The sequence below is a fragment of the Sporosarcina sp. GTC18466 genome, from assembly GCF_055389225.1.
In genome coordinates this window covers 2,379,062-2,404,206 of record NZ_AP044037.1, presented here as the reverse complement: position 1 = coordinate 2,404,206, position 25,145 = coordinate 2,379,062, and the positions used below count along the sequence as shown (strand labels likewise).

Annotated in this window: 24 protein-coding genes; 9 read left to right on the top strand and 15 right to left on the bottom strand. The window is 50.5% G+C overall.

The features are described 5' to 3' along the window. Nucleotides 1-1,641 carry an AMP-binding protein gene (locus ACZ5FK_RS11825; protein WP_464805101.1) on the bottom strand — a complete coding sequence of 547 codons (1,641 nt, stop codon included), beginning with the start codon at nt 1,639-1,641 and terminating at the stop codon, nt 1-3. A 135-nt stretch (nt 1,642-1,776) separates the two neighbouring features. After that, a complete protein-coding gene (locus ACZ5FK_RS11820) occupies nt 1,777-3,336 on the bottom strand; it encodes an FMN-binding glutamate synthase family protein (protein ID WP_464805100.1) in 1,560 nt (519 codons plus the stop codon). 87 nt (nt 3,337-3,423) lie between these two features. On the opposite strand from ACZ5FK_RS11820, the gene nfsA reads away from it, so the two are divergent. Further along, nucleotides 3,424-4,155, top strand: a complete 732-nt coding sequence (gene nfsA / locus ACZ5FK_RS11815) for an oxygen-insensitive NADPH nitroreductase (RefSeq protein WP_464805099.1) — start codon at nt 3,424-3,426, stop codon at nt 4,153-4,155. A gap of 36 nt (nt 4,156-4,191) precedes the next feature. Next, on the top strand, nt 4,192-5,361 hold the full coding sequence (locus tag ACZ5FK_RS11810) for a class I SAM-dependent methyltransferase (RefSeq protein WP_464805098.1): 1,170 nt from the start codon (nt 4,192-4,194) through the stop codon (nt 5,359-5,361). Between the two features lie 269 nt (nt 5,362-5,630). On the opposite strand, the gene ACZ5FK_RS11805 is transcribed toward ACZ5FK_RS11810, so the two are convergent. The 3 genes from ACZ5FK_RS11805 to ACZ5FK_RS11795 form a co-directional block, all read right to left on the bottom strand. Then, entirely contained in the window at nt 5,631-6,188 is a 558-nt protein-coding gene (locus tag ACZ5FK_RS11805) for an integrase (RefSeq protein WP_464805097.1), read from the bottom strand. 96 nt (nt 6,189-6,284) lie between these two features. Further along, entirely contained in the window at nt 6,285-6,851 is a 567-nt protein-coding gene (locus ACZ5FK_RS11800; RefSeq protein ID WP_464805096.1) for a hypothetical protein, read from the bottom strand. Nucleotide 6,852: 1 nt separating this feature from the next. Then, complete coding sequence (locus ACZ5FK_RS11795) at nt 6,853-7,530, bottom strand: Dph6-related ATP pyrophosphatase (protein ID WP_464805095.1); 678 nt, start codon at nt 7,528-7,530, stop codon at nt 6,853-6,855. A 178-nt stretch (nt 7,531-7,708) separates the two neighbouring features. On the opposite strand from ACZ5FK_RS11795, the gene ACZ5FK_RS11790 reads away from it, so the two are divergent. Continuing rightward, complete coding sequence (locus tag ACZ5FK_RS11790; protein WP_464805094.1) at nt 7,709-8,206, top strand: RNA polymerase sigma factor; 498 nt, start codon at nt 7,709-7,711, stop codon at nt 8,204-8,206. Next, nucleotides 8,203-9,075, top strand: coding sequence for an anti-sigma-V factor RsiV (gene rsiV, locus ACZ5FK_RS11785; protein WP_464805093.1), 873 nt, complete (start codon nt 8,203-8,205; stop codon nt 9,073-9,075). The genes ACZ5FK_RS11790 and rsiV overlap by 4 nt, the downstream gene beginning before the upstream one ends. A 220-nt stretch (nt 9,076-9,295) precedes the next feature. Here rsiV and ACZ5FK_RS11780 read toward each other — a convergent pair whose 3' ends face one another. The 8 genes from ACZ5FK_RS11780 to ACZ5FK_RS11745 all read right to left on the bottom strand — a co-directional run bounded on the left by ACZ5FK_RS11780 (nt 9,296) and on the right by ACZ5FK_RS11745 (nt 18,315). Further along, nucleotides 9,296-9,829 carry a DinB family protein gene (locus ACZ5FK_RS11780; protein WP_464805092.1) on the bottom strand — a complete coding sequence of 178 codons (534 nt, stop codon included), beginning with the start codon at nt 9,827-9,829 and terminating at the stop codon, nt 9,296-9,298. Between the two features lie 395 nt (nt 9,830-10,224). Then, nucleotides 10,225-10,728, bottom strand: a complete 504-nt coding sequence (locus tag ACZ5FK_RS11775; RefSeq protein WP_464805091.1) for a PCYCGC motif-containing (lipo)protein — start codon at nt 10,726-10,728, stop codon at nt 10,225-10,227. Between the two features lie 106 nt (nt 10,729-10,834). Then, on the bottom strand, nt 10,835-12,217 hold the full coding sequence (gene fumC, locus ACZ5FK_RS11770; protein WP_464805090.1) for a class II fumarate hydratase: 1,383 nt from the start codon (nt 12,215-12,217) through the stop codon (nt 10,835-10,837). Nucleotides 12,218-12,360: 143 nt separating this feature from the next. Continuing rightward, nucleotides 12,361-13,617, bottom strand: a complete 1,257-nt coding sequence (locus ACZ5FK_RS11765; RefSeq protein WP_464805089.1) for an ABC transporter permease — start codon at nt 13,615-13,617, stop codon at nt 12,361-12,363. Then, on the bottom strand, nt 13,607-14,305 hold the full coding sequence (locus ACZ5FK_RS11760; RefSeq protein ID WP_464805088.1) for an ABC transporter ATP-binding protein: 699 nt from the start codon (nt 14,303-14,305) through the stop codon (nt 13,607-13,609). The genes ACZ5FK_RS11765 and ACZ5FK_RS11760 overlap by 11 nt, the downstream gene beginning before the upstream one ends. A gap of 145 nt (nt 14,306-14,450) precedes the next feature. After that, nucleotides 14,451-15,959, bottom strand: coding sequence for a DUF1846 domain-containing protein (locus ACZ5FK_RS11755; protein ID WP_464805087.1), 1,509 nt, complete (start codon nt 15,957-15,959; stop codon nt 14,451-14,453). A gap of 221 nt (nt 15,960-16,180) precedes the next feature. After that, nucleotides 16,181-17,719, bottom strand: coding sequence for a flotillin family protein (locus ACZ5FK_RS11750; protein ID WP_464805086.1), 1,539 nt, complete (start codon nt 17,717-17,719; stop codon nt 16,181-16,183). 62 nt (nt 17,720-17,781) lie between these two features. Continuing rightward, complete coding sequence (locus ACZ5FK_RS11745; RefSeq protein WP_464805085.1) at nt 17,782-18,315, bottom strand: hypothetical protein; 534 nt, start codon at nt 18,313-18,315, stop codon at nt 17,782-17,784. 292 nt (nt 18,316-18,607) lie between these two features. On the opposite strand from ACZ5FK_RS11745, the gene ACZ5FK_RS11740 reads away from it, so the two are divergent. The 4 genes from ACZ5FK_RS11740 to ACZ5FK_RS11725 all read left to right on the top strand — a co-directional run bounded on the left by ACZ5FK_RS11740 (nt 18,608) and on the right by ACZ5FK_RS11725 (nt 22,919). Beyond that, complete coding sequence (locus ACZ5FK_RS11740; protein WP_464805084.1) at nt 18,608-19,228, top strand: DUF47 domain-containing protein; 621 nt, start codon at nt 18,608-18,610, stop codon at nt 19,226-19,228. Nucleotides 19,229-19,242: 14 nt separating this feature from the next. Further along, nucleotides 19,243-20,244: an anion permease gene (locus ACZ5FK_RS11735; RefSeq protein ID WP_464805083.1), complete on the top strand. Its 1,002-nt coding sequence runs from the start codon at nt 19,243-19,245 to the stop codon at nt 20,242-20,244. Nucleotides 20,245-20,442: 198 nt separating this feature from the next. Beyond that, nucleotides 20,443-20,643, top strand: a complete 201-nt coding sequence (locus ACZ5FK_RS11730) for a cold-shock protein (protein WP_464805082.1) — start codon at nt 20,443-20,445, stop codon at nt 20,641-20,643. A 143-nt stretch (nt 20,644-20,786) separates the two neighbouring features. Next, the gene (locus tag ACZ5FK_RS11725; RefSeq protein WP_464805081.1) at nt 20,787-22,919 is read left to right on the top strand and encodes an MMPL family transporter; all 2,133 of its coding nucleotides are present in this window, start codon (nt 20,787-20,789) and stop codon (nt 22,917-22,919) included. A gap of 97 nt (nt 22,920-23,016) precedes the next feature. Here ACZ5FK_RS11725 and ACZ5FK_RS11720 read toward each other — a convergent pair whose 3' ends face one another. Further along, nucleotides 23,017-23,178, bottom strand: coding sequence for a hypothetical protein (locus ACZ5FK_RS11720; protein ID WP_464805080.1), 162 nt, complete (start codon nt 23,176-23,178; stop codon nt 23,017-23,019). Further along, nucleotides 23,179-23,652, bottom strand: a complete 474-nt coding sequence (locus ACZ5FK_RS11715) for a hypothetical protein (RefSeq protein WP_464805079.1) — start codon at nt 23,650-23,652, stop codon at nt 23,179-23,181. A 327-nt stretch (nt 23,653-23,979) separates the two neighbouring features. On the opposite strand from ACZ5FK_RS11715, the gene ACZ5FK_RS11710 reads away from it, so the two are divergent. Then, on the top strand, nt 23,980-25,110 hold the full coding sequence (locus ACZ5FK_RS11710; protein WP_464805078.1) for a CAP domain-containing protein: 1,131 nt from the start codon (nt 23,980-23,982) through the stop codon (nt 25,108-25,110). The last annotated feature ends 35 nt before the right edge of the window (nt 25,111-25,145 follow it).

The following is a 25,145-nucleotide window of genomic DNA, read 5'->3' as shown; positions in this document are numbered from 1 at the left end:
CTACGGCTGCCGGACTGCAGCTTCATCCGCCGCCATCTCGCGCAGTTTGAACTTCTGGATTTTGCCGGAAGCCGTCATCGGATACTCTTCCGTAAATAATACATATCGCGGTATCTTGTGATGCGAGATATTCCCGCGGCAAAATGATTTGATCGTCTCTTCATCGAGCGAGACGCCCTTTTTCGGGATGATCCAAGCCATTACCTCTTCACCGTATTTAGGATCAGGCACACCGACAACTTGGACATCCGAAACGCCAGGGTGCGTATAGAGGAACTCCTCGACTTCCCGCGGATAAATGTTCTCTCCGCCCCGGATGATGACGTCTTTGATGCGTCCGGTGATGTCGATATAGCCCTCTTCATCCATGACGGCAATATCGCCTGTATGGAGCCAGCCGTCCGGATCAATCGCCTCCCGCGTCGCTTCCTCGTTATTATAATAGCCTTTCATGACATGATAGCCTCTCGTGCATAGCTCGCCAGGCGTACCTGCCTGTACCTCTTCGCCCGTCACCGGATCCACAATTTTCACTTCGACATGCGGATGCGGCTTCCCGACAGTAGAGACCCTCTTTTCAATCGGATCATCGGTGCGTGTCTGCGTGATGACTGGCGACGACTCCGTCTGGCCATAGCAAATCGTAATCTCCCGCGCACCCATATCGTCAATGACCCGTTTCATGACTTCAATCGGACAAGTCGACCCTGCCATGATGCCTGTCCGAAGTGTTGACGTGTCATAATTTTTGAAGTCGGGGTGGTTAAGTTCCGCAATGAACATCGTCGGCACCCCATGAAGCGCCGTACAGCGCTCTTCCTGTACCGCAGCCAGCACTTTTTCCGGGTCAAATTGTTCCACTATGACCATAGTCGTTCCATGCGTCACGGCAGCGAGCGTTCCCAGCACACAGCCGAAGCAATGGAAAAACGGCACCGGAATGCACATCCTGTCATCTTCCGTCAGCTCCATGAAATCCCCGATCAGCTTGCCATTATTGACAACATTGTAATGCGTGAGCATGACCCCTTTAGGAAACCCGGTCGTCCCTGACGTATACTGGATATTGATCACATCATGCGGATCAAGGGATGCCAGTCTTTCTTCCAGAACTTCGTCTTCGACCCCCATAGCATGCGCCATGAATTCAGACCATTTATATATACCTGCTTCTTCCCGTTCTGTCATGAGTATGACGCGTTTGAGTTTCGGAAGCCGATCACTCTGGATCTTGCCGCCCCCTTTGCCGATTTCAGGACAGATGGAACGAATGATGTCTATATAGCTTGTCCCTTTGAATCCTTCATCTAAAATCAGCGTTGTCGCGTCTGATTGCTGTAGTAGATATTCAAGTTCCTTCGCCTGGTAATTCGTATTCACGGTGACCAGAACAGCACCCATCTTGCCTGTCGCAAACTGACTTAGCAGCCACTCTCTTTTGTTATCGGACCAAATGGCGACATGTTCGCCCTTCTCTATCCCCATGCCAATAAAAGCCTTTGCCAGTTCATCTGTTTCCGCGTCGAACTCTGCGTAATTCCGCCGGATGTCCAGTTCAGGATATACATATGCTTCCTGATCCGGATGCAGACTGGTCCGCTCCCTCACGATTTGTCCCACTGTTTTGTTTAATAACGACACTCGCCATTCTCCCTTCTCTAACTAGTATTCTCCCCTTCCTCTCATATTATCACAAAATTCGGAAGTTGTGACGAAAAACGTCTAGGCCTTCCTATTCAAAAAGCCATTCCGCATCATAGGCGGAATGGCATAAATTCACTCTACAGGATAAACACGCCCACGCTCATCTTTGTAGACGACGTGATGGCGTTCCAATTTGACCGGAGAGTCGAGGCCAGCTGCTGCGGCAATCCGGAACAGCCCTTCCCGCATCGTCAAAATATAATTGGTGACACGGAACTTTTTCTCTTCGACTACAAGCCCTTTCTGCAGCTTCGGGTCTGTCGTTGCCACCCCTGCAGGGCATTCGTTCGTGTGGCATCGCTGCGCCATGATACAGCCGACGGAGATCATGAATCCCCGGGCAACCTGGACAAGATCCGCACCGAGCGCAAGGGCGATCGCCGCTTTGTCAGGTGTTGTGATTTTACCCGATGCAATAATCTTCACACGGTCACGCACTTCGAATTTACGGAGTGCATTATCGAGCAGGACGAGAGAAGTGCGGATCGGGAGCCCGACACTGTCCGCTAAATCTTGATATGTCGCACCGGACCCGCCTTCCGCACCGTCGATTGAAATGAAGTCCGGCCCTTTCCCGGTCTCCTGCATGAATGAAGCAAGCTCTTCTGCATCTTCCTGACCGCCGATGACTATTTTGATGCCCACAGGCTTGCCGCCTTCTTCCCGCACTTTTTCAATGAAATCGAAAAGCGTCGGGAAATCGCTGAATTGCTGAAAACGGTTCGGACTGTTGATTGTCGTGTAAGGAGCGACATTCCGGATTTTCGCAATCTCCTCCGTCACTTTTTCCGCCTCGACGTGCCCGCCGCGCATCTTCGCACCTTGCGCCATTTTGATCTCAAACGCCTTGACTTGGGGCAATTCCGCCTTCTCCTTCAGACGCTCCCAACTAAATTCTCCATCTTCTGTCCGAAAGCCGAATAAACCCGAACCGATTTGGGCAATAATATGAGCATCCCCCGCAAGATGATACGGTGAGAGTCCCCCCTCTCCCGTATTCATCCATGCTTCTTTTGCCATCCCGATCCCTTTCGAGAGAGCGGTGATGGCATTTTGTCCTAATGCTCCGTAACTCATCGCTGACTGTCCGAGAAGACTTCTCACTCGGAATGGTTCCCTGCAATCCGGACCGATGACGATTGCATCCTCCTCCGGCAGCAGCCACGGCAAAGCCGGCACCTCTTCCCGGTGCTCATTCCTCGACAGGAGCCCTTCATCATCTATATGGTAACGCATCGTCGTCACCAGATTTTCATTATCCACGCGCATCTCCTCATTCTGCTTCGTGAACATCGCATTCCGTATATAATAGCCCGCTCCCTCAAAATCCCGTTTTGAACCAAACCCAATAATGCCGCTCAAGTATTTACCCGGCAGCACCATATGTAAGTATTCCGTTCGGCTGAAAGGCTTCCCTTCATTATCCCCTTCAAATAAGTACTGCCGCAGCTCGGGACCCGCTTTTTCGGTCGTATACCGGATCCTTCCGAGAATCGGATAGTTCCGCAGGATCGCATGCTGCTTCTGCCGCTTGTCATAAAAATAGATGAAGGCCGCTATCAAGAGCGGCACCACGATGATCGCAAGCACGATCAATGCTGTCGTCAATGAAATTCCGTCAAGCCAACTCATCAGACCCACCCCTTTTCTACTGATTATGGTACCCTATTACCTATACCCAACCTATTTGCATACTAACTCATATTTGGAGGGATTCCTTTGGTCATTGAACTGCTCACATCCCATGCATCTGTCCGGGCGTATAAAGATGTCCCGCTATCTATCGAAGAGATACACGATATCATCAGAGCCGGACAGCATGCTGCCAGCTCCCATTTCGTACAAGCGTACTCCGTCATTCTCGTAACCGATGCAAAGAAGCGCCAGCAGCTAGCCGAACTTTCGAAGAACAAGCGCCAGATCCTGTCGGCTGGAGCTGTGCTCGTTCTCTGCGCCGATTATTGCCGCCTTGAAAAAGCCGCTGCCCTGCACGGCAAAAAGATCGATTTCTCACACGCTGAAAATCTGCTCGTCGGTTCCATCGACGTGGCCCTCTTCGCACAAAATGTGGCCATCGCCGCCGAATCGAAAGGCTATGGCATCTGCTATATCGGAGGTGTCCGGAACGCACCTCAAGAAATCAGTGACCTGCTGAACCTTCCAAAAGGCGTAGCTCCGATGTTCGCCATGACGATCGGCGTGCCGGATGAAGCGAATGAAGTGAAGCCCCGGCTTCCGGTTGAAGCGGTACTGCATGAGAACAGCTACGACAGCGGGAAATATGACAGCCTCCTTCCATCGTATGACAGGCAGATGCGCGACTATTACACAAGCCGCGGATCCAACCAGAAAGATACCGATTGGAGCGAACAGATGGCTGACTTCCTGAGCGCACCGAAACGGACGTATATGAGGGAGTTTCTAGAGCAGCGCGGCTTTGAAATGAAGTAAGACTGCAAGAGTTTTAAATAGAAGGAGTCAATGGCAATGGATTTTGAACAACTGATAGATGCCTTAGCCTCACGAATGGAAGACGGCAAGCTCATCCGCGCTACGATCAGCCAGCCAAGGCTCAAGTCGGAAGGGCTGCAGAAAGTGAAACTGAAGCCGGTTGAGATCAAACAGGAGTTGCATATCCAGTTTGAATACCAGTATGAACGGATCTTGAAGCATGAAAATGTCAAGATGCCGGATCTATGGACCGCACTCCAAGATCTTTTGGAGCGGTTCCGTCAATTGCAGGCCGAATTCACGGATGAGAATGTGCACATCCAGCTCTCCAAAAAGTTCAAGGTCTCTTGGAAAGCTGAAAAAACGGCAGGCCAGAAGACCGCAGATCTGTCACATGACCGGAAGAAGAATTACCTGCTCGAAGAGAACGTCCCGTACCCCTTCCTCATCCGTCTTGGCGTCATGACGCCGGAAGGGAAAGTGAAGAAACAGAAGTACGACAAGTTCCGGCAGATCAACCGGTTTGTCGAATTTATCGATGATGCGTTGGATCATCTCCCGAAAGACCGTCCTGTCCGCATTTTGGACTTCGGTTCCGGAAAGTCGTATCTGACATTCGCACTCTATCATTATTTGCATATTGAAAAAGGGCTTGATATCCGCGTGACGGGACTGGACTTGAAAAAGGAGGTCATCGAAGAATGCAACCGCATTGCGGAAGACCTCGATTACAGCCATCTGGAATTCCTAGTCGGCGATATCAACGACTACAACGAAGAGTCCGCGGTCGACATGGTCGTCACGCTCCACGCGTGCGATACCGCGACTGACATGGCGCTTGCGAGAGCGGTGAAGTGGGGAGCGGAGGTCATCTTAAGCGTCCCTTGCTGCCAGCACGAACTGTTCTCACAGATCGAAGCTCCGGCGCTTGATGTCATGCTGCAGCACGGCCTGATCAAAGAAAGGTTCTCTGCCCTCGCAACCGACTCCCTGCGGGCAGAACTGCTCATGCTGGCCGGCTACGAAGCACAGCTTCTTGAATTCATCGATCTCGAGCATACCCCGAAGAACATCCTGATCCGTGCGTACCGGACCCGGCAGAAACCGGAGGAGGAAGCCATCCGTAAATACAGAGCGTTCCGGGATCTGCTGCACGCAAAGCCTTTCCTCGAGAAAGAGCTGGCGTCGCAAGGATTACTTTCATAACAAAAACAAGGGGCTGTCCAGATAGTATAAAATTTATTGCAAGGACTTGAAGAAATATTTTTCAAGAGGATATAGAAAATCGCCAGAAACGGCCGACTCCTTGAAAATGCTTCGCATTTTCTTCGTGCGATGCTTTTTCAGGGAGTTTTTCAAGTCCTGCGGGAACAGCACGAGTCTCAAGACCCCGCAGCAAAGCGAGGAGACTTGAGCCGTGCCCGCGGAAAGCGTGCCGGTTCTGGCGATTTTCGTCTTTGTGGACAACCCCTTGTTCATAATGATAAGAGGTCTGTTGCATTTCTCATGCTTCCGAGCTTCGCTGCGTCTTTCTCATAAGCGGCCCGGTAGGTGGCAAGACTGCTTTCTTTCACTTGCAAGAAAATATCCCAATCAATGATTTCATAAAAACGGTTAATCAATTCTGCATTCGCCCAGGCAGTCTCCTCAAAGCGAATATCAGTTTCGTGCTCTTCAATCAGCATTTCCATATACGGCAGGTCGCATGGCCGCTTCTCGGCAGCCGCCTGTTTCTTCACTCCGATAATTTCCACAGCGCGGTCGAGGGAGGCAAGCAGCGCGTCCCGGTCCATCGCATGGCCTAATTCATGAATGGTAAGCGTCCTGATATAAGTTTCGAGCGGAAGCGGCACAGACAATTCATCGCACGCCTTCTTAACACGTGCCGTGTCGATAATCACTTCATGACGAAGGAAATCATACATCATATTGACGCCGGTCCGTTCCCGTTTCACGGTGACTTCCATTTCAACTTGCTCGACAGTAGCTGTAACAATCGATAACATTTGCTCGACAGTGAGCGTATTCTTCATTCTCTTCCCTTACTTCCTTCTCTCTGATTTCATTCTATTAGTATCGCACAATAATTTTAAAAGTGAAGTGTTTTTTCATGAAGAAGTTGTGAACATTTATTCCTTTTTCCGTTCTATTTTCAATAAGTAGCAATAATCCTGCTCTGTCAGCGTGTCATACTGATTTTCCTCGCTAGATGAATAGTAGATCAATGTCCCATTGTCAGATCCGATCCAATACGCCAGGTAGACAGGCTCGTTTTCCAGCAATACTGTTTTTCCTTCCAGCAAAGAACGGACCGCCTGGCTTTCGGGAGAATGTTCAAGAAGGGTTTCAACACTTCCGGATTCCGTTTCATAAATGACTTCGGTCTGCCGTTTTCCTTCTTCATCACTTGAACTGACGCCAAAACCGATTTGCCGTTCTCCAGTGGTGGAATTGATCTTATGATAGCTTTCACCCATCTTCGTTCCGCGGTCATACTGCTCTTTAGTGATTACCAGGCTTTCCCCTTCCGGAATTTCTCCTTTCAGCTCAAACCCTGCCGCGTACCTGAGATCCTCCGCTTGTGCGAGTTTCCCTCCTTCCGGCACTTCTCCTGACTGAATTGTCAATTTTCCACCTTGAGAGCAGGCGGATAAAAACAGCAGCAGACTTACGATGACCCATAGCCCTCTCTTCACGTCATTCCACCTTATCAAGCTTCATTTCTCTAAAAACATAGCCATCCCTTTCTAGCACGCCGCTCCACCTGACGGGCACCCGCTGCCGAAAGATCGGCCCGTCTACGACAACTGTATGGAATTCTCCCGACTCGCCGCATGCATCGATGCCAAGCGCCTCCAGTTCATCCATCAGCTCTTCCGTAAACCTGCGTCCCAGGAACCGCGCGGGCATCATCTTCGTATTCACTACGATAATATATGCCTCGAACCCCTTATTTACGAACTCCTCCAGCAGGCTGCGGCGCGGCTCCATCCAGAGGGGGTGTACAGCCTGCATGCCGGCTTCTGCACACTTCTTCTGCACCCATTCCAGATGATCTTCAAGATCGATATCCCCGAAGACGCCTTGCGTGATCCCTGCCTCCACGCACTCTCTCATGGCGTCCAGGAATTGCGCCTCATATTCTGCCCAGTCCGCTTCCCTCGTCATCAGCGGCACGCCGAGACTCGCTGCCTGCGCTTCTACAATCTCCCGAGGTATAGCATGCGACTTCGAATATTCCCTCTCCGGCTCGAACATCGTCCAAAGCCTTGCCGGAACTCCGCCCGCCTCCAGCGCCCGTTCGTAGGCAAGCGCCGAATCCTTACCTCCGCTCCAGGAAGAGACGAAGAGCTGATTGGCCAATTCACGAACCATTGTTTCACTCCCTGTTCTCTAGAATAATGGATGTGAGCATTATAACATAGATTCACGTAATTGAAATCTGAATTTTTACTAATCAAGCGCTAGAAAACTATCTTCGGCAGCTGCCCGTCAAACTCTATGAGACGCAAACGCGCGGCGTTGTTACTAAAGAGAAGGTGACCTGATTGTCATGACAAAAAAGGAAATGTATCGGCAGGTGGAGGCGTTCATCTTAGAAAATCAGCAGGCTCACTATCGCCTTGCCTACAGCTATGTGAAAAATAAAGAGAACGCCTTGGATATCGTGCAAGAATCGATCTTGAAAGCGCTCCGTTCAGTCGACCGCCTGAAGGAGATCGAGTATATGAAAACGTGGTTCTACAGGATCCTTGTGAATACGGCAATTGATTTTATTAGGAAGAACGGCAGAGTATCCGTTACAGAGGATGCATTGCTGGAAGCCCATGCGCCCACTTCTAGGCTGCAAAGCAGTGACCTCGACTTAAGAGAAGCGGTCGATGCGCTTCCCCCTGTCTATAAAACAATCATCATCCTCCGCTTTTTCGAGGACTTGAAGATCGACGAGATCGCTGCCATCACTGGAGACAATGTCAATACGGTTAAAACAAGATTGTATGCGGCGCTGAAGAAACTGCGCGTGGAGATGGGAGAGGAGTATAGTATATGAGTAAATTTGATGGGTTGAAGAAGGAGCATGAAGAAGTAGAGATCCCCGAGGAACTTTCCGCACGAGTCAACGAGTCCCTCCGCGAAGCGAAGCGGCAACGGAAAAACCGTCCAGTTCTGCGGAATTTGCTGCTCAGCGCCGCAGCGGCTGCCGCCCTATTCGCCGGCAGTGTCAATCTGAGTCCGTCGCTTGCAGAAGCGATGGCGAAAGTGCCGGGACTCAGTTCAATCGTAGAAGTGCTGACCGTATATGAAGTATCCCTCAACGAGAAAACATACAACGCCGAAGTAAAAACGCCCGGCATTTCAGGGCTTGTCGATAAGAAACTTGAAACAGAGCTGAACACGAAGTATACGGCCGAGAACAAGGAACGGTATGCAGAGTTCCAAAAAGAGATTGAGGAACTCGAAAAAGCGGGCGGCGGCCATCTCGGCATGGATGCAGGCTATGAAGTGATGACGGATAACGACCGAATCCTCTCCATCATGCGGTATGAGGTGAATACGGCAGCTTCTTCGTCCACGGTGACTTCGTACGACACCATCGACAAAGTAGACAGTGTGCTGATCACTTTGCCGAGCCTGTTCAAAGACGACAGCTATGTCGACGCTATCAGCTCCTATATCAGTGGCGAAATGGATCGGCAGATGGCGGCTGACGAAAACATCATGTATTTCACTAAGGAAAGTGGAGGCGAAGAATTCCAGACCATCCAGGCGGATCAGCAATTCTATATCACAGACCAGGGCAAACTCGTCATTTCCTTTGATAAATATGAAGTCGCCCCCGGGTATATGGGCAATGTGACGTTTGAGATTCCGACTGATGTAGTGGAAAGATTTTTGGTGAGCGATACGTATATTCATTGACGGGAAAGCGATGCAGGTAGATGATGCCGCATCGCTTTTCGCTGTTGGTGAGGTAATCATCGCTCGGGAGATGAGTTATCACCGCGTAGAAGCCGTCCGGACGTAGTTTATCACCGTTCAGAGAGCATTTATCACCGCTTGGCCGTGAGTTATCACCGCTGAGACCGGATTTCACCCATTTCAGGCAATCAAAAAACCCGATGCTGCAGAAGCATCGGGATCAGTCGGGACGTCCGCCTATTGGAACGGCGGGATGGTTGTCCATCTTCAACTCTTCAATTGTCTTGCGTAGACGTTTCAAGTGGCATTTCTCATAAAGGCCGATCATTGGAAACCATTGGACAAGTGGAATATGGCCGAACCTTGGATGCTGGAATGATTTTTCCTCCAGCATAGTCTTGCAGCTTGAATCGTACACATCGAGCAAATAGATCCGTGAGTTGTGGAGCGCTTCTTTCATCTCGGCAATAGTATGATAGTGCTCGGTCGGGCATGTCTCAGCAGGAAGTCCGATGTTCGCCACACGGTTTCCCGCAAGCAAGAAGACTTTCTTCGATGCCCGGACACTGCTCGGATTCTTCAACTCTTTTGCGACTTTTGCCGCTATATATGTTTCCATCAACGCCAAGTGTTCCAATATCTGTTTCGGAGACCACCTATCCACTGAAGGCTTTTTATTAAATTGTTCATCTGTCAGGCCATCCAGTGCCTGAAAGATCTTTCTTCGGATTTTGATATTCCCTTCAAAAACCATTTTTCTCTCCCTCATTTTCTCATGAAATTGAGTGTGCGGACAGCTCGTAAAACGTAAACTATCCGATGCATTTTCACATCATACGCCGTTTATCCGGAAAAGGAAAGGCTTCCGCACGTATTCAGAAAAGTGGATTTCCAGGAAAGCCATGCAGTTTGGTCCGGGCGGATTTTCGCATTGTTTTTCTTGTCGAAAGACCGCGGTTTTTAGAAAGGATTGCTTACTTTTCGGGACATGTTGCTCGTCTTTGCATACTGATTGCTTATTTTACGTGCCTCATTGCTTATATATGATGACTGATTGCTTATTTTGTCTATCATGTTGCTTCGTTTCCCACGTTGATTGCTTACTTAGCAATAAAAAAGCCATATCCCCGAGAGGAAATGGCTCTTTCATCATGCAGGCATTGGCGTGTCAGTCGGTGTTGCGTAGTCGCCGTTGCCGTATGTGCTGTCGATGTACTCGCGAATTTCCTGCATCGACTTGCCTTCCTGCTTCATCTGCACGGAGAGTGCGGCGATCTCCAGGCAGACCATGCAGCGCGTGCCATGGTCATCCCAGACGACCGAACCGTCTTCGCGGATTTCGTCGAGGAAGCAGTTCAAGTTGCTGCCGTGGCCGGCGCTTTCGCCGCAACCGCAGTAGCATGGCATATACGCAAGGATGTCCGCGGCATTTGCCGCCACTTGATAGACGAGCCGCATGTCTTCCGGCTTGCCTTCCATAAAGGCAGGCAGCACATCAGCCGACTCCGTCACTTCCTGCAAATCGCCATTAGGCAGCCGGTGTGAATCGCCGACCGCCATATGGTCATGTGCTTCTGAAGCATTATCGGTTTTCCCGCTGCATGCGGAAAGTAACAGCATGAGGATGGCCGCAAACGGAATGAGTTTTTCCATTGAATGAACTCCTTTAGGTTTGTTGTCCTTCCATCATACCCAAAACCGGATGCCGACTGTCTTACAAATTTGTGGACATTCCGTGCAGGTTCCATGCACGAACGGCTCACCGTCCGATCATTTTGGATGGATCTACATATTCATCAAACTGCTCTTCCGTCAGCAAGCCGCTCTTCAGTGCCGCTTCCTTCAGCGTCGTGCCTTCCTTATGCGCCATTTTGGCGATCTTCGCTGCGTTTTCGTAGCCAATGTACGGATTGAGCGCCGTTACAAGCATCAATGAGTTTTTCACTTTCCGGTCAATCTCTTCACGGTTCGGCTCGATGCCGACTGCGCAATTGTCGTTGAAGCTGTGCATGCCGTCTGCTAGCAATTTCGCGGATTGCAGGAAGTTGTAGATGATGACCGGTTTGAAGACGTTGAGCTCGAAGTTCCCTTGGCTCGCCGCGAACCCGATTGTTGCGTCGTTCCCCATCACTTGCGAGACGACCATCGTGAGGGCTTCGCTTTGCGTCGGGTTCACTTTGCCCGGCATGATGGAGCTGCCCGGCTCGTTTTCAGGTATGGAGATTTCGCCGATGCCGGAACGCGGGCCGCTTGCGAGCCAGCGGACGTCATTCGCAATTTTCATCAAGTCCGCTGCAAGTGCCTTAAGTGCGCCATGCGTATAGACGACCTCATCATAGCTTGTGAGGGCGTGGAATTTATTCGAAGCTGATGTGAAGTCGATGCCGACCGATTTCGAAATCTCTTCCGCCACTTTCTCGCCGAATCCTTTTGGTGCGTTCAGGCCTGTACCGACAGCTGTTCCGCCGATGGCAAGTTCTTTCATGGACTGGACGCTGTCATGCAGCATCTTTTGTGTCTTCTCCAGCATGCGGTGCCAGCCGCTGATCTCCTGGCCGAGCGTCAGAGGCGTCGCATCTTGCAAATGCGTACGTCCGATTTTGATAATATCCATAAAGTCCTCGGATTTCTTATGAAGCGTCTCTTTCAAGACATCGATTGCAGGCAAAACATCTCGCTCTACTGCGATGACACCTGCGACATGTAGCGCTGTCGGGAATGTATCATTCGAGCTTTGTGATTTGTTGACATCATCATTCGGGTGCAGGCGCTCTTCTTCGCCCCACTCCTCCAGCAGCTGATTGCCGCGGTTTGCCAGCACTTCGTTCATGTTCATATTGGACTGCGTGCCGCTTCCGGTCTGCCAGACGACGAGCGGGAAATGGTCGTCCCATTTTCCTTCCAGCACTTCTTCCGCTGCTGCAACGATCGCCTTCATCTTCACCTCGGACAGGTTCCCGAACGAGTGGCTCGCGATAGCCGCCGACTTTTTCAAGTGGGCAAATGCGCGGATGACGCCGAGAGGGATCCGTTCGCCGCCGATCTTGAAATTCTGCTTGCTCCGCTGCGTTTGTGCTCCCCATAATTTATCCGCAGGTACTTTGATTTCTCCAAACGTGTCATGCTCAATACGATACTCCATGCTTCCTCCGCCTTTCGAATTGATAATGAAACATCTCCTTCTATCATGCACTTTTTCGGATGGGAAATAAAATGAAAAGACCCGGCAGCCCGCCGGACATGCGGAAAAAGCAAGACCCGTCGAGCAGGTCTTGCTACTACTTATTACAACTCTTGCCGCAGCGCCTGAATGACATCCAGCTTCGTCGCCTTCCGCGCAGGCCGCCAGCCGGAGACGAGGGCCACCGTGATGCTGATGGCACTTGCAATGAGGACAAGCTGCCATGGGATGATTGAGAAGGTCACATCAAGACTGCCGAAGTCCTCTTCCTGAAGCGCGGAGGAGACAATCATTGGCAGGATCCAATTTGCCAGATAGCTGATGCCGTATGAGAGAACAATCGCAATCAACGTACCAATAATGCCGATCCATGCGCTTTCCATGAGGAACAGACGCTGGATCAGTTTCGGGCTGGCGCCGATCGCTTTCATGACGCCGATTTCGCGCGTCCGCTCTGTCACTGCCATCGTCATCGTATTAAAAATGCCGATGGACGCAATCAGGATAGCGACCGTGCCGACGAAAACGAGTCCGGCTTTGAAGGCCAGGAAGAACACATCGAGTTTTTCAAGCTGATCAGCGATCGAGTAGGTGGAATACCCTTCATTTTTGAGTGCTTTGCTGAGAGTCGTCACGTTTTCCAGCTTGTCCGCATACACATTGACGTTGCCGTACAGCAGCTCGCTGTTTTCATCTTCAATATGGGACTTGAAGATGTCATCCAATTGCGGGATGACACTGGCGTCCGCATAGAAGTTGATATCCTGCAGCCAATCCTTCGCGGGCTCTTTGGCGATGCCGACAATCGTGAATCCGGTCGTCTCTGGGAACAACTCGCTGCCTTCGTCAAACAGTCCCATCTGGTATGTGAGCTGCTCGCCGATCAGCGTTCCGGAATATGCCGCTTCCTCATCTTCCGAATAGAGGGCGGAGGCAAAATCACTGCCGACTACGACTTCCTTGTCATTCTCCGGCAGCCGTCCTTCCTTCAGCGCGAAACCGACTTTTCCTTCCTCTTTGAAATCGGTCACAATCAGGTTAGCACCGCTTACGTAGTCACCAAGCATTGTCTGCTGATTCAGGCCGACCTGCTGACGGTAGACGACTGCCTTCACATGCTCCCGTTTCTTCAATTGATCGACGACCGATTGGTTCATGTCCTCTGCATAGACTTCGATTTGATTCACAAGACGGTTATCTAAAATTTCCTTCCGCATCGTATCATGGATGCCGAACCCGACGGATGCGAGGACGATCAGGAATGCCGTTCCCATGGTCGCCGCAAGCACCGTCATGAAGACGCGCAGTTTGTTTTTCCTGATATGCTGCCGAACGAAATCGAGCTGGTCCTTAAAGCGCATGGCGGACACCCCCTTCAAGCAGTTCACCATCGTGCATGCGATATATCCGGTGTGCGGTTTCCGCCACCGTATCATCATGCGTGATGATGACGAAGGTGATGCCCCGCGTGCGGTTGAGCGACTGGATGAGAAGCAGGACGTCCTGCTCGGTCTCCGAATCGAGGCTTCCCGTCGGTTCATCCGCAAAAATGATCGGCGGATCCGTGATGAGCGCCCTCGCAATGCTCACCCGCTGCTGCTGACCGCCTGACAGCTCGTTCGGATAGTGGTTCGACACATCACTGAGCCCGACGCTTTTCATCAGTTCCTTCACTTTCGCCTGGCGGGTCCGCTTATCCAGCCCTTCGAGTTTCAGCGGCAGCTCGATATTTTCAAAAGCCGTCAGCCCGGGCATCAGCTGGAAATTTTGAAAGATGAATCCGTAGTGACCCAGGCGGAATTTCGCACTCTCCCCTTCTGTGAAGGACGTTGTTATGGTGCCCCTAACGCGGATTGTCCCTCTCTCCGGTTTCAGGAATCCCGCCAATAAATGCAGCAGTGTCGATTTTCCCGAACCGCTCCTTCCGACGATGGAGACGATTTCCCCTTCCTTGATATCGAGTGTGATTCCTTTGAGCACAGGCACCTCTTTCTCCTTGCCCTTCTTGCCAATCTTGAATGAGTGATATAGTTCTCTTACTTCTATCATCTGCCTACCTCCGTATTGTCGATAGAACCAAGTGTACGGCGAAAATCTTAAGAGGGTGTGCAGAAGAATATGAAGAATTTCTTAAGGACCGAAATAACGCCTGCCCGCCACTCCGGTAACGGAATATGGCAGGCAGGCGTCTGTTTTAGGTGTAATACAGATTTTCCGTCGGGTAGACCGGATCGTTGGTAATATCGATTCCGAGCTTCTTGAACGTCTGCTCGTTTTCCCTGTTCAAGATGACGGTGGAATGGGCCTGTGTATCTTGAAGGTTCGGCAGCTGTTTATAGGCCAGCTCGGAAGTCGGGTTGGTGACTGCGCTGATGGCGAGGGCGATCAGCACTTCATTGGCACTCAGTGTCGGCACTTTGCTGTTGAGATCGTCCGTCTTCAGGCGCTGGATCGTCTGAAGGATCATCGGAGACAGGAGTTTGATCTCGTCGGTAATATTGGCAAGCGATTTGAGGCCATTCAGGATAGCGGCAGCGGACGCATCCATCAATGTCGTCGTCCGGCCTGTGATCATCTCGCCGTTTGGCAGTTCGATTGCGATCACAGCCTGCAGGTTCGTGCTGTCGAGCCTGTTCTGGACTGCTTCTGCGTACTTGCGGGCCGGCAATACGGGCGCACGGTCTTCTTTCCGCAAGTCGGTCTCCTCAAGGATCACTTGCATATGACGGACGCTGTCTTCGTCGGCAAGCCCTTTTTTATAATCATTTTCGACAACGAAGCTGCGCCGGATGATCTCCTGTTTTGCAGCTTCCTGGACGATGGCGTCATCCGTGATGCCGGTTTTCAGCCGGTTGACACCCATGTCTGTCGGCGACTTGTAGACGGATTCTTTTCCGGTGATGCGTTCGATGATCCGCTTGATGACAGGGAAGGTCTCCATGTCGCGGTTATAATTGACGGCTACTTTCCCATACGCCTCGTAATGGTAATTGTCGATCATATTGACATCCTTAAGGTCGATGGTCGCCGCTTCATAAGCGATGTTGACCGGATGTTTGAGCGGCAGGTTCCATACAGGGAATGTCTCAAACTTTGCATACCCTGCTTTATTGCCAAGTTTGTTCTCATGGTACATCTGGTTCAGGCAGGTCGCGAGTTTGCCGCTTGCAGGCCCCGGTGCTGTCACAACGACAATCGGCTTCGTCGTCGGAATATACGGGTTGGACGCGAACCCTTCTTCGCCGACTACTGCCTCCACGTTCGTCGGGTACCCTTTGATTTCATGGTGCGTGTATACATTGATGCCGTTTCTTTCGAGTTTCGTCATGAACACCTTTGCGGAAGGCTGTCCCTGGTAGCGTGTAAGAAGCACGCTGTTGACAGAGATGCCATAAGCGCGGTATTCGTCGATGAGCCGAAGGACGTCTTGGTCATAGGTGATCCCATAGTCTTCGCGTACCTTATTCCGCTCGATGTCTCCCGCGTACACACAAATAATGATTTCCGCATTATCTTTCAAAGTGTTCAACAATTTGATCTTGGCATCTTCATCAAAACCGGGCAATACTCGTTTGGCATGTTTATCCCCGATTAATTTACCGCCAAATTCCAAATATAGTTTATCGTATTGCCGCACCCGTTCCAGGATATAGGCAGATTGCTCTTGCAAATACTTTTCCGAATCAAATCCAGCTTCTCTCATTTGAACTCCGCCTACTTTCTATGCTTCAAGCTTTTCCTCAAAACAGAAGTCGCAAACGCTTTGAGATCTCGAAAATTTCATCAACCACCATTATAAGCTTTTTGTAGAAATAGACAAAGGAAAAATGATATCCGCAGCGCCGCATCGGCTTCTTGCCTGAATTCCTATCGTTTACAACCGGAAAACCTCCAAGCCGTTTTAGCTTGGAGGTTCATTGAATCTTATTCGTCAGCTCCGACTGGCTGCGGTTCTTTGGCAGGCTGCTTCGGAGTGCTCTTCTCCTCTGGCCAGCTGATGGCAGGCCGGTTGTTTTTCCCGACATAGCTTTCCATCATTTCTTTCACATCAATGCCGGAAGAAGCCTTGAGCGTCTCTTGCAGGCTGGACATGAGATTCGTCGCGTAAGACGTAACTTTGTTGGCGCCTCCGCCTTCGCCGCTGCCTGTATCGACAACTGTGATTTTCTCGATGTTGCCGAGCGGGCTCGCGACTTCCTTCGCGTATTCTGGAAGCATCTTGACGATCATGTCGAGGACAGCTGCCTGGCCATATTGTTCGAAGGCTTCCGCGATTTTGCGTTTCGCCTCTGCTTCTGCGAGACCTTTCAGGCGGATGACATCCGCTTCGGATTCACCCTGCGCACGCTGGGAATCCGCTTTTGCCAGACCATCGAGACGGATTTTTTCCGCGTCTGCGGCTGCACGGGCTTCGATGCGGTATTTTTCGGCATCGGCTTCTGCGAGCTGGCGTGATTTGTCCGCAGCTGCGTTCTGCTCGATGGAGTAGCGGTCCGCATCCGCTTTCTTTTTCACTTCGGAGTCATATTGCTTCTCGCGGCGCAGGATTTCCTTCTCTTCGAGTTCGATCTGCTTCTGACGCTCGATGATGCGGATCTGCATCTCCTGCTCTGTCACTTCCTGTTTCGAACGGGCTGTTTCAAGCTCATACGCCTGGTCGGCACGCGCTCTTGCGATATCCTGCTCACGGCGGAATTCAGCAACTTTCAACTGATTCTCTTTCTCCGCTTCCGCAATCTCTGTTGCGCGTTCAAGCTCGGCCCGCTGCGCGTCCTTATCAGCTTCCGCACGTTTAATCCGTGTTTCTTTCTCCGCTTCGGCTGTTGCGATGTCAGCGTCACGTCTCACTTGTGCAATCCGTGGCTTACCAAGTGAATCAAGGTATCCGTTCTTGTCGCGGACGTCCTTGATCGTAAAGGAGACGATGACAAGACCCATCTTCGCAAGGTCCTGGGAAGCGACACGCTGCACTTCCTGAGAAAACTTATCACGGTTCTTATAAATCTCTTCAACCGTCATGGAACCAAGGATGGAACGAAGATGCCCCTCGAGCACTTCCTTCGCTTCATTTTCACGATCTGCTTTCGACTTGCCGAGAAACTGTTCCGCGGCTGTCGCGATCTCCGAGATGGAGCCGCCGATTTTGATGATTGCTGTTCCGTCTGCCATGACCGGAACACCTTGCTCCGTGTATACTTCGGGCGTTGTCACTTCAAGTTTGCTGGAAAGCAAGCTAAGCGGTTCCGACTGCTGGAACACCGGGAACACGAATGTACCGCCGCCCCGGATGATTTTGATTTTATTGCCCGAGTCATCCGTATGGACATTTTTCGTGCCGAGATAGCTGCCTGTCACAATCAGCGCTTCGTCCGGCCCGACTGTCTTGTATTTAGAGACGTACACAAGAATGATCGCCAGCAGGATAAAAGCCACAATCCCGACTACAATAAGAATATTGATCATAATGAATCCCCCTTTATTTATTATGGAACGGACAACCGGCTGGCGGCCCGATTACCAACCCTTCACTTGAAGCGGAACGGTTCGTATTCTTTAACGATGAACGTACCGTCCTTGACTTCGATAATAAGAACTTCTTTGCCGTATTCAATTGGGATATTTTCATAGCCCGCTGCTCGTTTGGAGATGATCCCGTTCACTGATTCAATGACAATTTCGCCGAAGCCGTCCGCAGGAACCGGGACAATGACTTTCCCTACCCTGCCTGCCAGCGACTCGTCGGTGTATGACATTGAAACCTCAGCGGATTTCAGCGGCAGCAAGACGAAGAAATACAATAAGAAATCAAGCAATGCAGCACCGGCGAGTGATAAGAAAAGGATTAGCCCGTGATTCCAGTCCGAAACCAATTCAAGGATATATCCAATTGCGGCAGTGAAAGTGATGAATGCAAGGATGACAGCTGGATCCAGCAGTGGGCTTCCCTCGCCGATCCCTTCGGTAATGTCGCTGAAGAAAAGATATAAGACCGTGGAAAGACCAGCGATGATCAGTACCGTCAAATACACATGCACAATCGGCATCCCGAGCACTTCCATTTCCGCCACCTCCATTCCATATGATATCAGCCACCTGTTCAGCAAGCTCGGTCGCTACAATACTATATACGGACCACATTCCGGGTAAGTTTCAATTATTAAAAACTTTTTACAGCAAGCCGTTCACAAAAAAGCCTTTGGCGAATTATGCACTCCAATCAAAAAATGTATAGTTTCATGTCGAAATTTGCTATGATAGGAACAAACACTTACGCCATGCGTACTGTTTCCTTGCGCAAAGATTTGCGCAGTCCTGACGTAAAATTTTTCCGGAAACGGATGGAGGCAAATTATGTTTAGTCCACGAAAAACCGATCCATTCTTCGATGCATTGCTGACAGTTGCAAAAAATGTACAAGAAGCGATGCACTACGCCCATGATTTCAAAGTAACGTCCGTCGCAGATTTGAAGGAAGTGAGCGTCCGGCTGAAACAATATGAGACTGAGGGCGATGATCTGATCCATGACCTCATCTCCAGGCTGAACACCTCTTTCATGACTCCGATTGAACGGGAAGATATATTGCAACTCGCCATTAAAATGGACGATATTTTGGACGGCATCGAACACTTCGTTGCAAACCTTGAAATGTTCTCCCTTATTGAGATCGATGAGTATATCCAAAAGTTCATGGAGAACATCGTTAGCAGTTCCGATGAAATTGTCAAAGCGATGGAGCTTCTCGCACGCAAAAAATTGGTGGCCATGCGTGACCATGCCGTGCAGATCAAAGAGTATGAACGGATCTGTGATGAAGTGCTGCGCACATCAATCAAACAGCTTTTCATCCGGGAGAAGGATCCGATCCGCATCATCCAGTTCAAGGATATGTATGAGCTGCTGGAGGATATCGCAGACCACTGCCAGGATGTCGCGAACACAATCGAAACAATTATCATGCGTAACGCATAAGGGGCAAGAAGCAGATGGATACAGTTTTAATTCTCACATTGCTCATCGTCTTTTTTGCACTTGCCTTCGACTTTATCAACGGATTCCACGACACGGCGAACGCCATCGCGACTTCCGTTTCCACCCGGGCTTTGAAGCCTCGGGTCGCCATTCTTATGGCAGCTTCCATGAACTTCCTTGGCGCGCTGACATTCACAGGCGTTGCGAAGACGATATCAAAAGACATCGTGGACCCGTTTATATTGGAAAAGGGGTCCCTCGTCATTTTAGCGGCTCTAATTTCTGCGATCATTTGGAATTTGCTGACGTGGTATTTCGGGATACCTTCCAGTTCATCACACGCCCTGATCGGTTCCATTGCGGGTGCGGCGATCGCTTCAGCAGGTTTCGGAGTACTCAACTACAGCGGGTTCATTAAAATCTTGGAAGCCCTGATCCTTTCCCCATTCATCGCAATCGCGGTCGGATTTATCGTCATGTCGATTTTCAAAGTCGTTTTGAAGAACCGGAATCTCTTCAAGGCGAATAAAAGGATCCGTTACCTGCAAATCGGCACAGCGGCTATCCAATCGTTCACACACGGGACGAACGATGCCCAGAAAGCGATGGGAATCATCACGATGGCGTTGCTCGCTGGCGGTTTGCAGACCGGAAGCGACGATATCCAGATGTGGGTTCGTATTGCGGCAGCGACAGCGATGGGTCTCGGCACGTCGATCGGCGGTTATAAGATCATCAAGACGGTCGGCGGCAAAATCATGAAAATCCGCCCAGTGAACGGGGCTGCAGCTGATCTGAGCTCTGCGATGATCATTTTCGGCGCTACTCTCATCCATTTGCCTGTCAGTACGACGCATGTCATTTCATCCGCTATCATGGGTGTCGGATCGGCGCAGCGTGTAAAAGGCGTCAAATGGGGAGTCGCGAAGAAAATTGTCCTGACATGGATCATTACGATGCCTATTTCAGCGACTGTCGCTGCCATCGTCTACAAAGTGCTGAATCTTTTCTTCTGACGGCAGCGGCCTGATTCAGGCGTTTCTTACTCGCGAGAAGGTTTCGAAAAAGAATTAAATCTTTTTCCTTGCATTGTCAAAAGAGCTCTGTTATGATAAAGAAGAATTATTTTTGTTCGGCGTGACGGCTTGACCGCTTCAAGACTTGAGCAAGGATAGTAACACAATGTGTGGATACCACACAAGGAGGAAACAAAAATGGAACATGGTAAAGTAAAATGGTTTAACGCAGAAAAAGGTTATGGCTTCATCGAACGTGAAGATGGCGACGATGTATTCGTACACTTCTCCGCTATCCAAGGCGACGGCTTCAAAACTCTTGAAGAAGGCCAAGACGTGACTTTCGAAATCGAACAAGGTCAACGTGGACTTCAAGCTACTAACGTTTCGAAAAACTAATTTCGAACTTTCAAAACCGTTCTCTTCGGAGGGCGGTTTTTTTATTGCCATTAAATCCGCAAGCAGCCACTCCTCGTCCGGGACTTTGCCTGACAATTCCGTTACAATGGAAACAATTGCATCTAGATAGGAGGAGTTCTCAAATGCGGGGACTGGCACGTTTTGTGGCGTATTCTTATAAATATATTTTGGCCGCTTGGGTGGCTCTCATCATCGTCATGGGTGTTTTTGCAGTCCGCCTGCCAGGCCTTCTGGCGGGTGACGGATTCCGGATGGATGCCGAGCACGAGAACGTGATGGAGATCGCTTCCCACACATTCGATCTGCCGGCAGAGACCATGTTTGTCGTATTCGATCATGTATCCGACGACGAGATCGAGTCGAGCTTGGCGGATATCGGCGATCTGGGCATCGTATCCGACATCGTTTCCCCGCTCGAGGAGGAATCACAGTATACGGAGAACGTCTCCTATGCGCTGCTGCATTTTGATGAAACGGAAAAGGACATGTCCCCCGCGGTGACGGACATCCGGGATGCGATCGCCGGCCGCGACGGGATCACGCTGACCGGGCAGTCCGCCATCACGAAAGACATCAATACGGCGAGCCAGAAAGATCTGATGAAAGCGGAAGCGATCGGTCTGCCGATTGCGATTATCGTCCTGCTGCTAGCCTTCGGATCTGTCACCGCTTCCCTCATCCCTCTTGCCGTGGGAATCGGCACGGTTGTGACAGCATTTGGTATTCTCTCTCTCATCGGCGGCCAGGTGGACCTGTCCATTTTCGTCTTGAACATCGTCCCGATGCTCGGGCTTGCTCTTAGCATCGATTTTTCTCTCCTGTTCATAAGCCGCTACAGGGAAGAACGACAGAAGGGGTCAGTCAGGGAAGCCGTCATGACGACAATCCGCACTGCAGGACGGTCTGTCATCTTTTCCGCGGTCTGTGTGTTCATCGGTCTCGGTGCTTTGCTTTTCATCCACGTCGAGATATTCCAAAACATTGCGCTGGGCGGCATGATCATTGTCGGTATGGCTGTGCTGACTTCCATAACATTGTTGCCGGCGATTCTTCTAGCACTTGGCGACCGCATCAATAAAGGCCGTATTCTGAAAGTAAAAGAGAATGGATCCGATCGCTGGCGAGCTTTTGCTGCAGGCGTCATCAAGAAGCCGATTCTCATTACGATCACCGCCTTCCTGCTGCTTGGCATCGCCATCATTCCGGTGAAAAACATGGATTTGACAATACCTCAGATTGATTCATTGCCGACTTCGTATGACACGCGGTCCGCCTTTGAGCTGATGGAAGACACATTTGGGCTCGGGGACGAAACGTCTGTCTATGTCGTTGCAGAGCGCTCAGGCGGCTGGCTAAGCGAGGACGGGCTGTCGGAAATGAAGACTCTTGAGACGGACCTTGCCGAAGATCCGCTCGTCCAGTCGGTGGCGACCATCTATAGTGCGACCGGCGTAGAGACTCCGGCAGAATGGGAACAGGCGATGCAAGTGCCTGACATGGAAGCCCGTCTGAAACCGGCTGCCGACTCGTTTATCAAAGGGGACAAGCTTCTCGTGCCGGTGACATTGTCTGCAGGCGGATCGACAGACGAGGCGCAGGATTGGGTGCGGGACTGGTCAGATCGCAAGACGGACTGGAACTTGCTGCTCGGCGGCCAGCCGAAATTCAATCAGGAGATCTTCGATGAGATTGCGGACAATATCGGAAAAGTGCTTGCACTCATCCTGATTTCGACATTTGTCATTCTGATGATTGCATTCCGGTCGATCCTGATTCCGCTCAAAGCGATTGTCATGAATATCGTCGGCTTATCTGCGACTTTCGGGATTCTCGTCTATATATTCCAGTACGGCCATTTCGGCCTGCACCCGGGCACGATTGCCTTGATCATCCCAGTCATCGTCTTCAGCCTTGTGTTCGGTCTCAGCATGGACTATGAAGTATTCCTGATCTCGCGCATGCAGGAGGAATATGCGAATACGTTCGACAATGACCGGTCAACCGTTGAAGGGCTTGCCACTACAAGCAAGATTATCACGTCTGCCGCCTTGATCATGATTGTCCTTACTGGAGCATTCGCCTTCACAGACGTCATGCCTGTCAAGCAGATCGGAGTCGGCATTGCAATCGCAGTCGCCATAGACGCCACCATCATCCGTCTCTTGCTTGTTCCAAGTCTGATGAAATTGTTCGGCAAATGGAACTGGTGGCTGCCGTTCAGGAAAGGTCCATACAAAGCCGGGAATTGGCATTAATCCAAGACTCATAACCAGGCCCTCTGCTTCAGAGGCCTGGTTTTTGTTTCGCGCATAAAAAAACACCTGAAAGTAACTCAATCAGGTGTAAGTCGTCTCAATATAGTCCGTTCCCAGGTAAGATATGCACAACAGGCTCAGCTGGTGCCAGTGCATTCTCCTCATCTTTTTTGAACTGGGCCGTCATGGCAAAATAGATCAGCGCGACGACAATGAGTATGAAGATGATCAGGCCGATCACAAGAGTCTTCCCTTTCATTTATCGCCCGCCTCCTTGCCGCTTGAATTGCTCACCTTTCAAATAATCGGCAGCTTCTCCGTAATCCCCGAAGCTGTCCTCAAGGTTATAGCCATGATAGACATTGAAGACGCCTTCCTCTTCAAGCAGCGTAAGTTCCGCGCCGTCGCGGTTCACCCATACTTCCTCGATCTCCTCTTCAGCCTCCTCTTCCTCTTCGGTAGAGAGCGCTTGGATTGCATCGCGGATAATCGTCTTGAGTTCCTCCTCAGTCGCTTCGCGGATGTTGACGAGTCCGCGGTCGTCGGGCTCATACCCCGCAATTCCTTCGACATAGACGAATCCATTGCCATTCGGGTGAAGATGCTGAACGACGACCGTCTTATCATACAGGCTGTCCTCATAGTGGTAATTCAGGCGTTTCAGCGAAACTTCCTTACGTGTCAATTCGGGAAACGATTCAATGATGTTCTGTTTTTCTTCGAATGAGAGCATTCTTTTTTGCCACGCTTTCTTTTCTTGTTTGCTCCAGTATATCATCATTCAACTTGCGCTGTTAAGCACTGGCCATTCCTACCTTGTCTTCCATTCGATGAAGATGACAAGTAAAATGACGACTGCGAACGCCAATATATAAAACCAGCTGGGCACAAGACTGATTCCGCTGAACATAATGAGACTGCCTCCCTTTCGTCGAACTGCTGTCCCTTTAGTATACAAGGTTCTGTCGATTTTCACATGAAATTACTGGCATGCAGTGGATTAGACTGTATTTGCCTGGCGAAAAACGGATACAATGGAGAGGAAGGAGGCGATATTGGAATGAAGCGGCTTGTATTCTTCATCTTCCTGCTAGTTGCACTTTACGCGGCAAAACCGTTATGGGAGGCGCCCGTTTCCAAATATGTGGACCTTTCATTTTTAGATCCGATCGACGAGAAAATTGATTCCACTATTAATAAAGATCGCCTGGAAGGAACGGTTGAAACGTTCCGTGAAAAAGTCGGAGAGGCGATCGATTTCATATCCGCCAAATCAGCCAATATGGAAGCCGCTGTGCCGAAACGAGTTCCGAAACCGGCGCTCGGCAAGCCGGTCCACTCGCCTATTTCAATCCATAATATTGAAATCGGGGCGAGCAAAGAGGATGTGGCGGCTGAACTTGGTGAACCGAAGACCCAGTCGATGAATGAATACGGAACTGACTGGTTCACGTATCATGAAGACTATCAGAACTTCACGATGGTTGCCTATGACACGAACGGAAAGGTCGGTGCCCTCTATACGAATGATGACCTGATCGCTTCGAGCGACGGCATCGCGTACGGAACGCCGAAAGCGGATGTACGTGAAGCACTCGGTACCCCTCTTACCGAGATGCGCAAAGGACTGAACATCTATGTTTTGCAAAAGGATGAAGGCATGGACGTCTTCAAGACGGGGAATGTGTATACGTTCGTCTTCTATGATCTGCACGAGGGGACGAAGGTCACTGCCCTGCTGCTCGTCTCCGCAGATTTGGAGCGGCGCAAGTCCGATCTGTATGCGGAAGCGAATTCTGCGCTCCGTCTCGGGTTCGAGCAGCAGCTGTTCGACCTGACGAATGCGGCCCGTGTCCGGCACGGCCGATCGATTTTGAAGTGGAATGATGAAGTGGCGGAAACAGCCCGTAATCATAGCATCGATATGGCGGACAATGATTATTTCAGCCATGACAATCTGAAAGGCCAGTCTCCGTTCGATCGGATGAAAGTCGACCATATTCCATTCAGGCGGGCCGGCGAAAATCTTGCTTATGGTCAGTCCAGCAGTATTTTTGCCCATGAGGGTCTGATGAATTCCAAAGGGCATAGGGAGAATATCTTGATTCGCGACTATAGCCATCTCGGCATCGGGGTCGCCTTTAACGAAGAATCCACCCCTTACTTCACAGAAAACTTCTTTTCCCAATGAAAAACCGCTGGCCGGAGTATTTTCCGGCCAGCGGT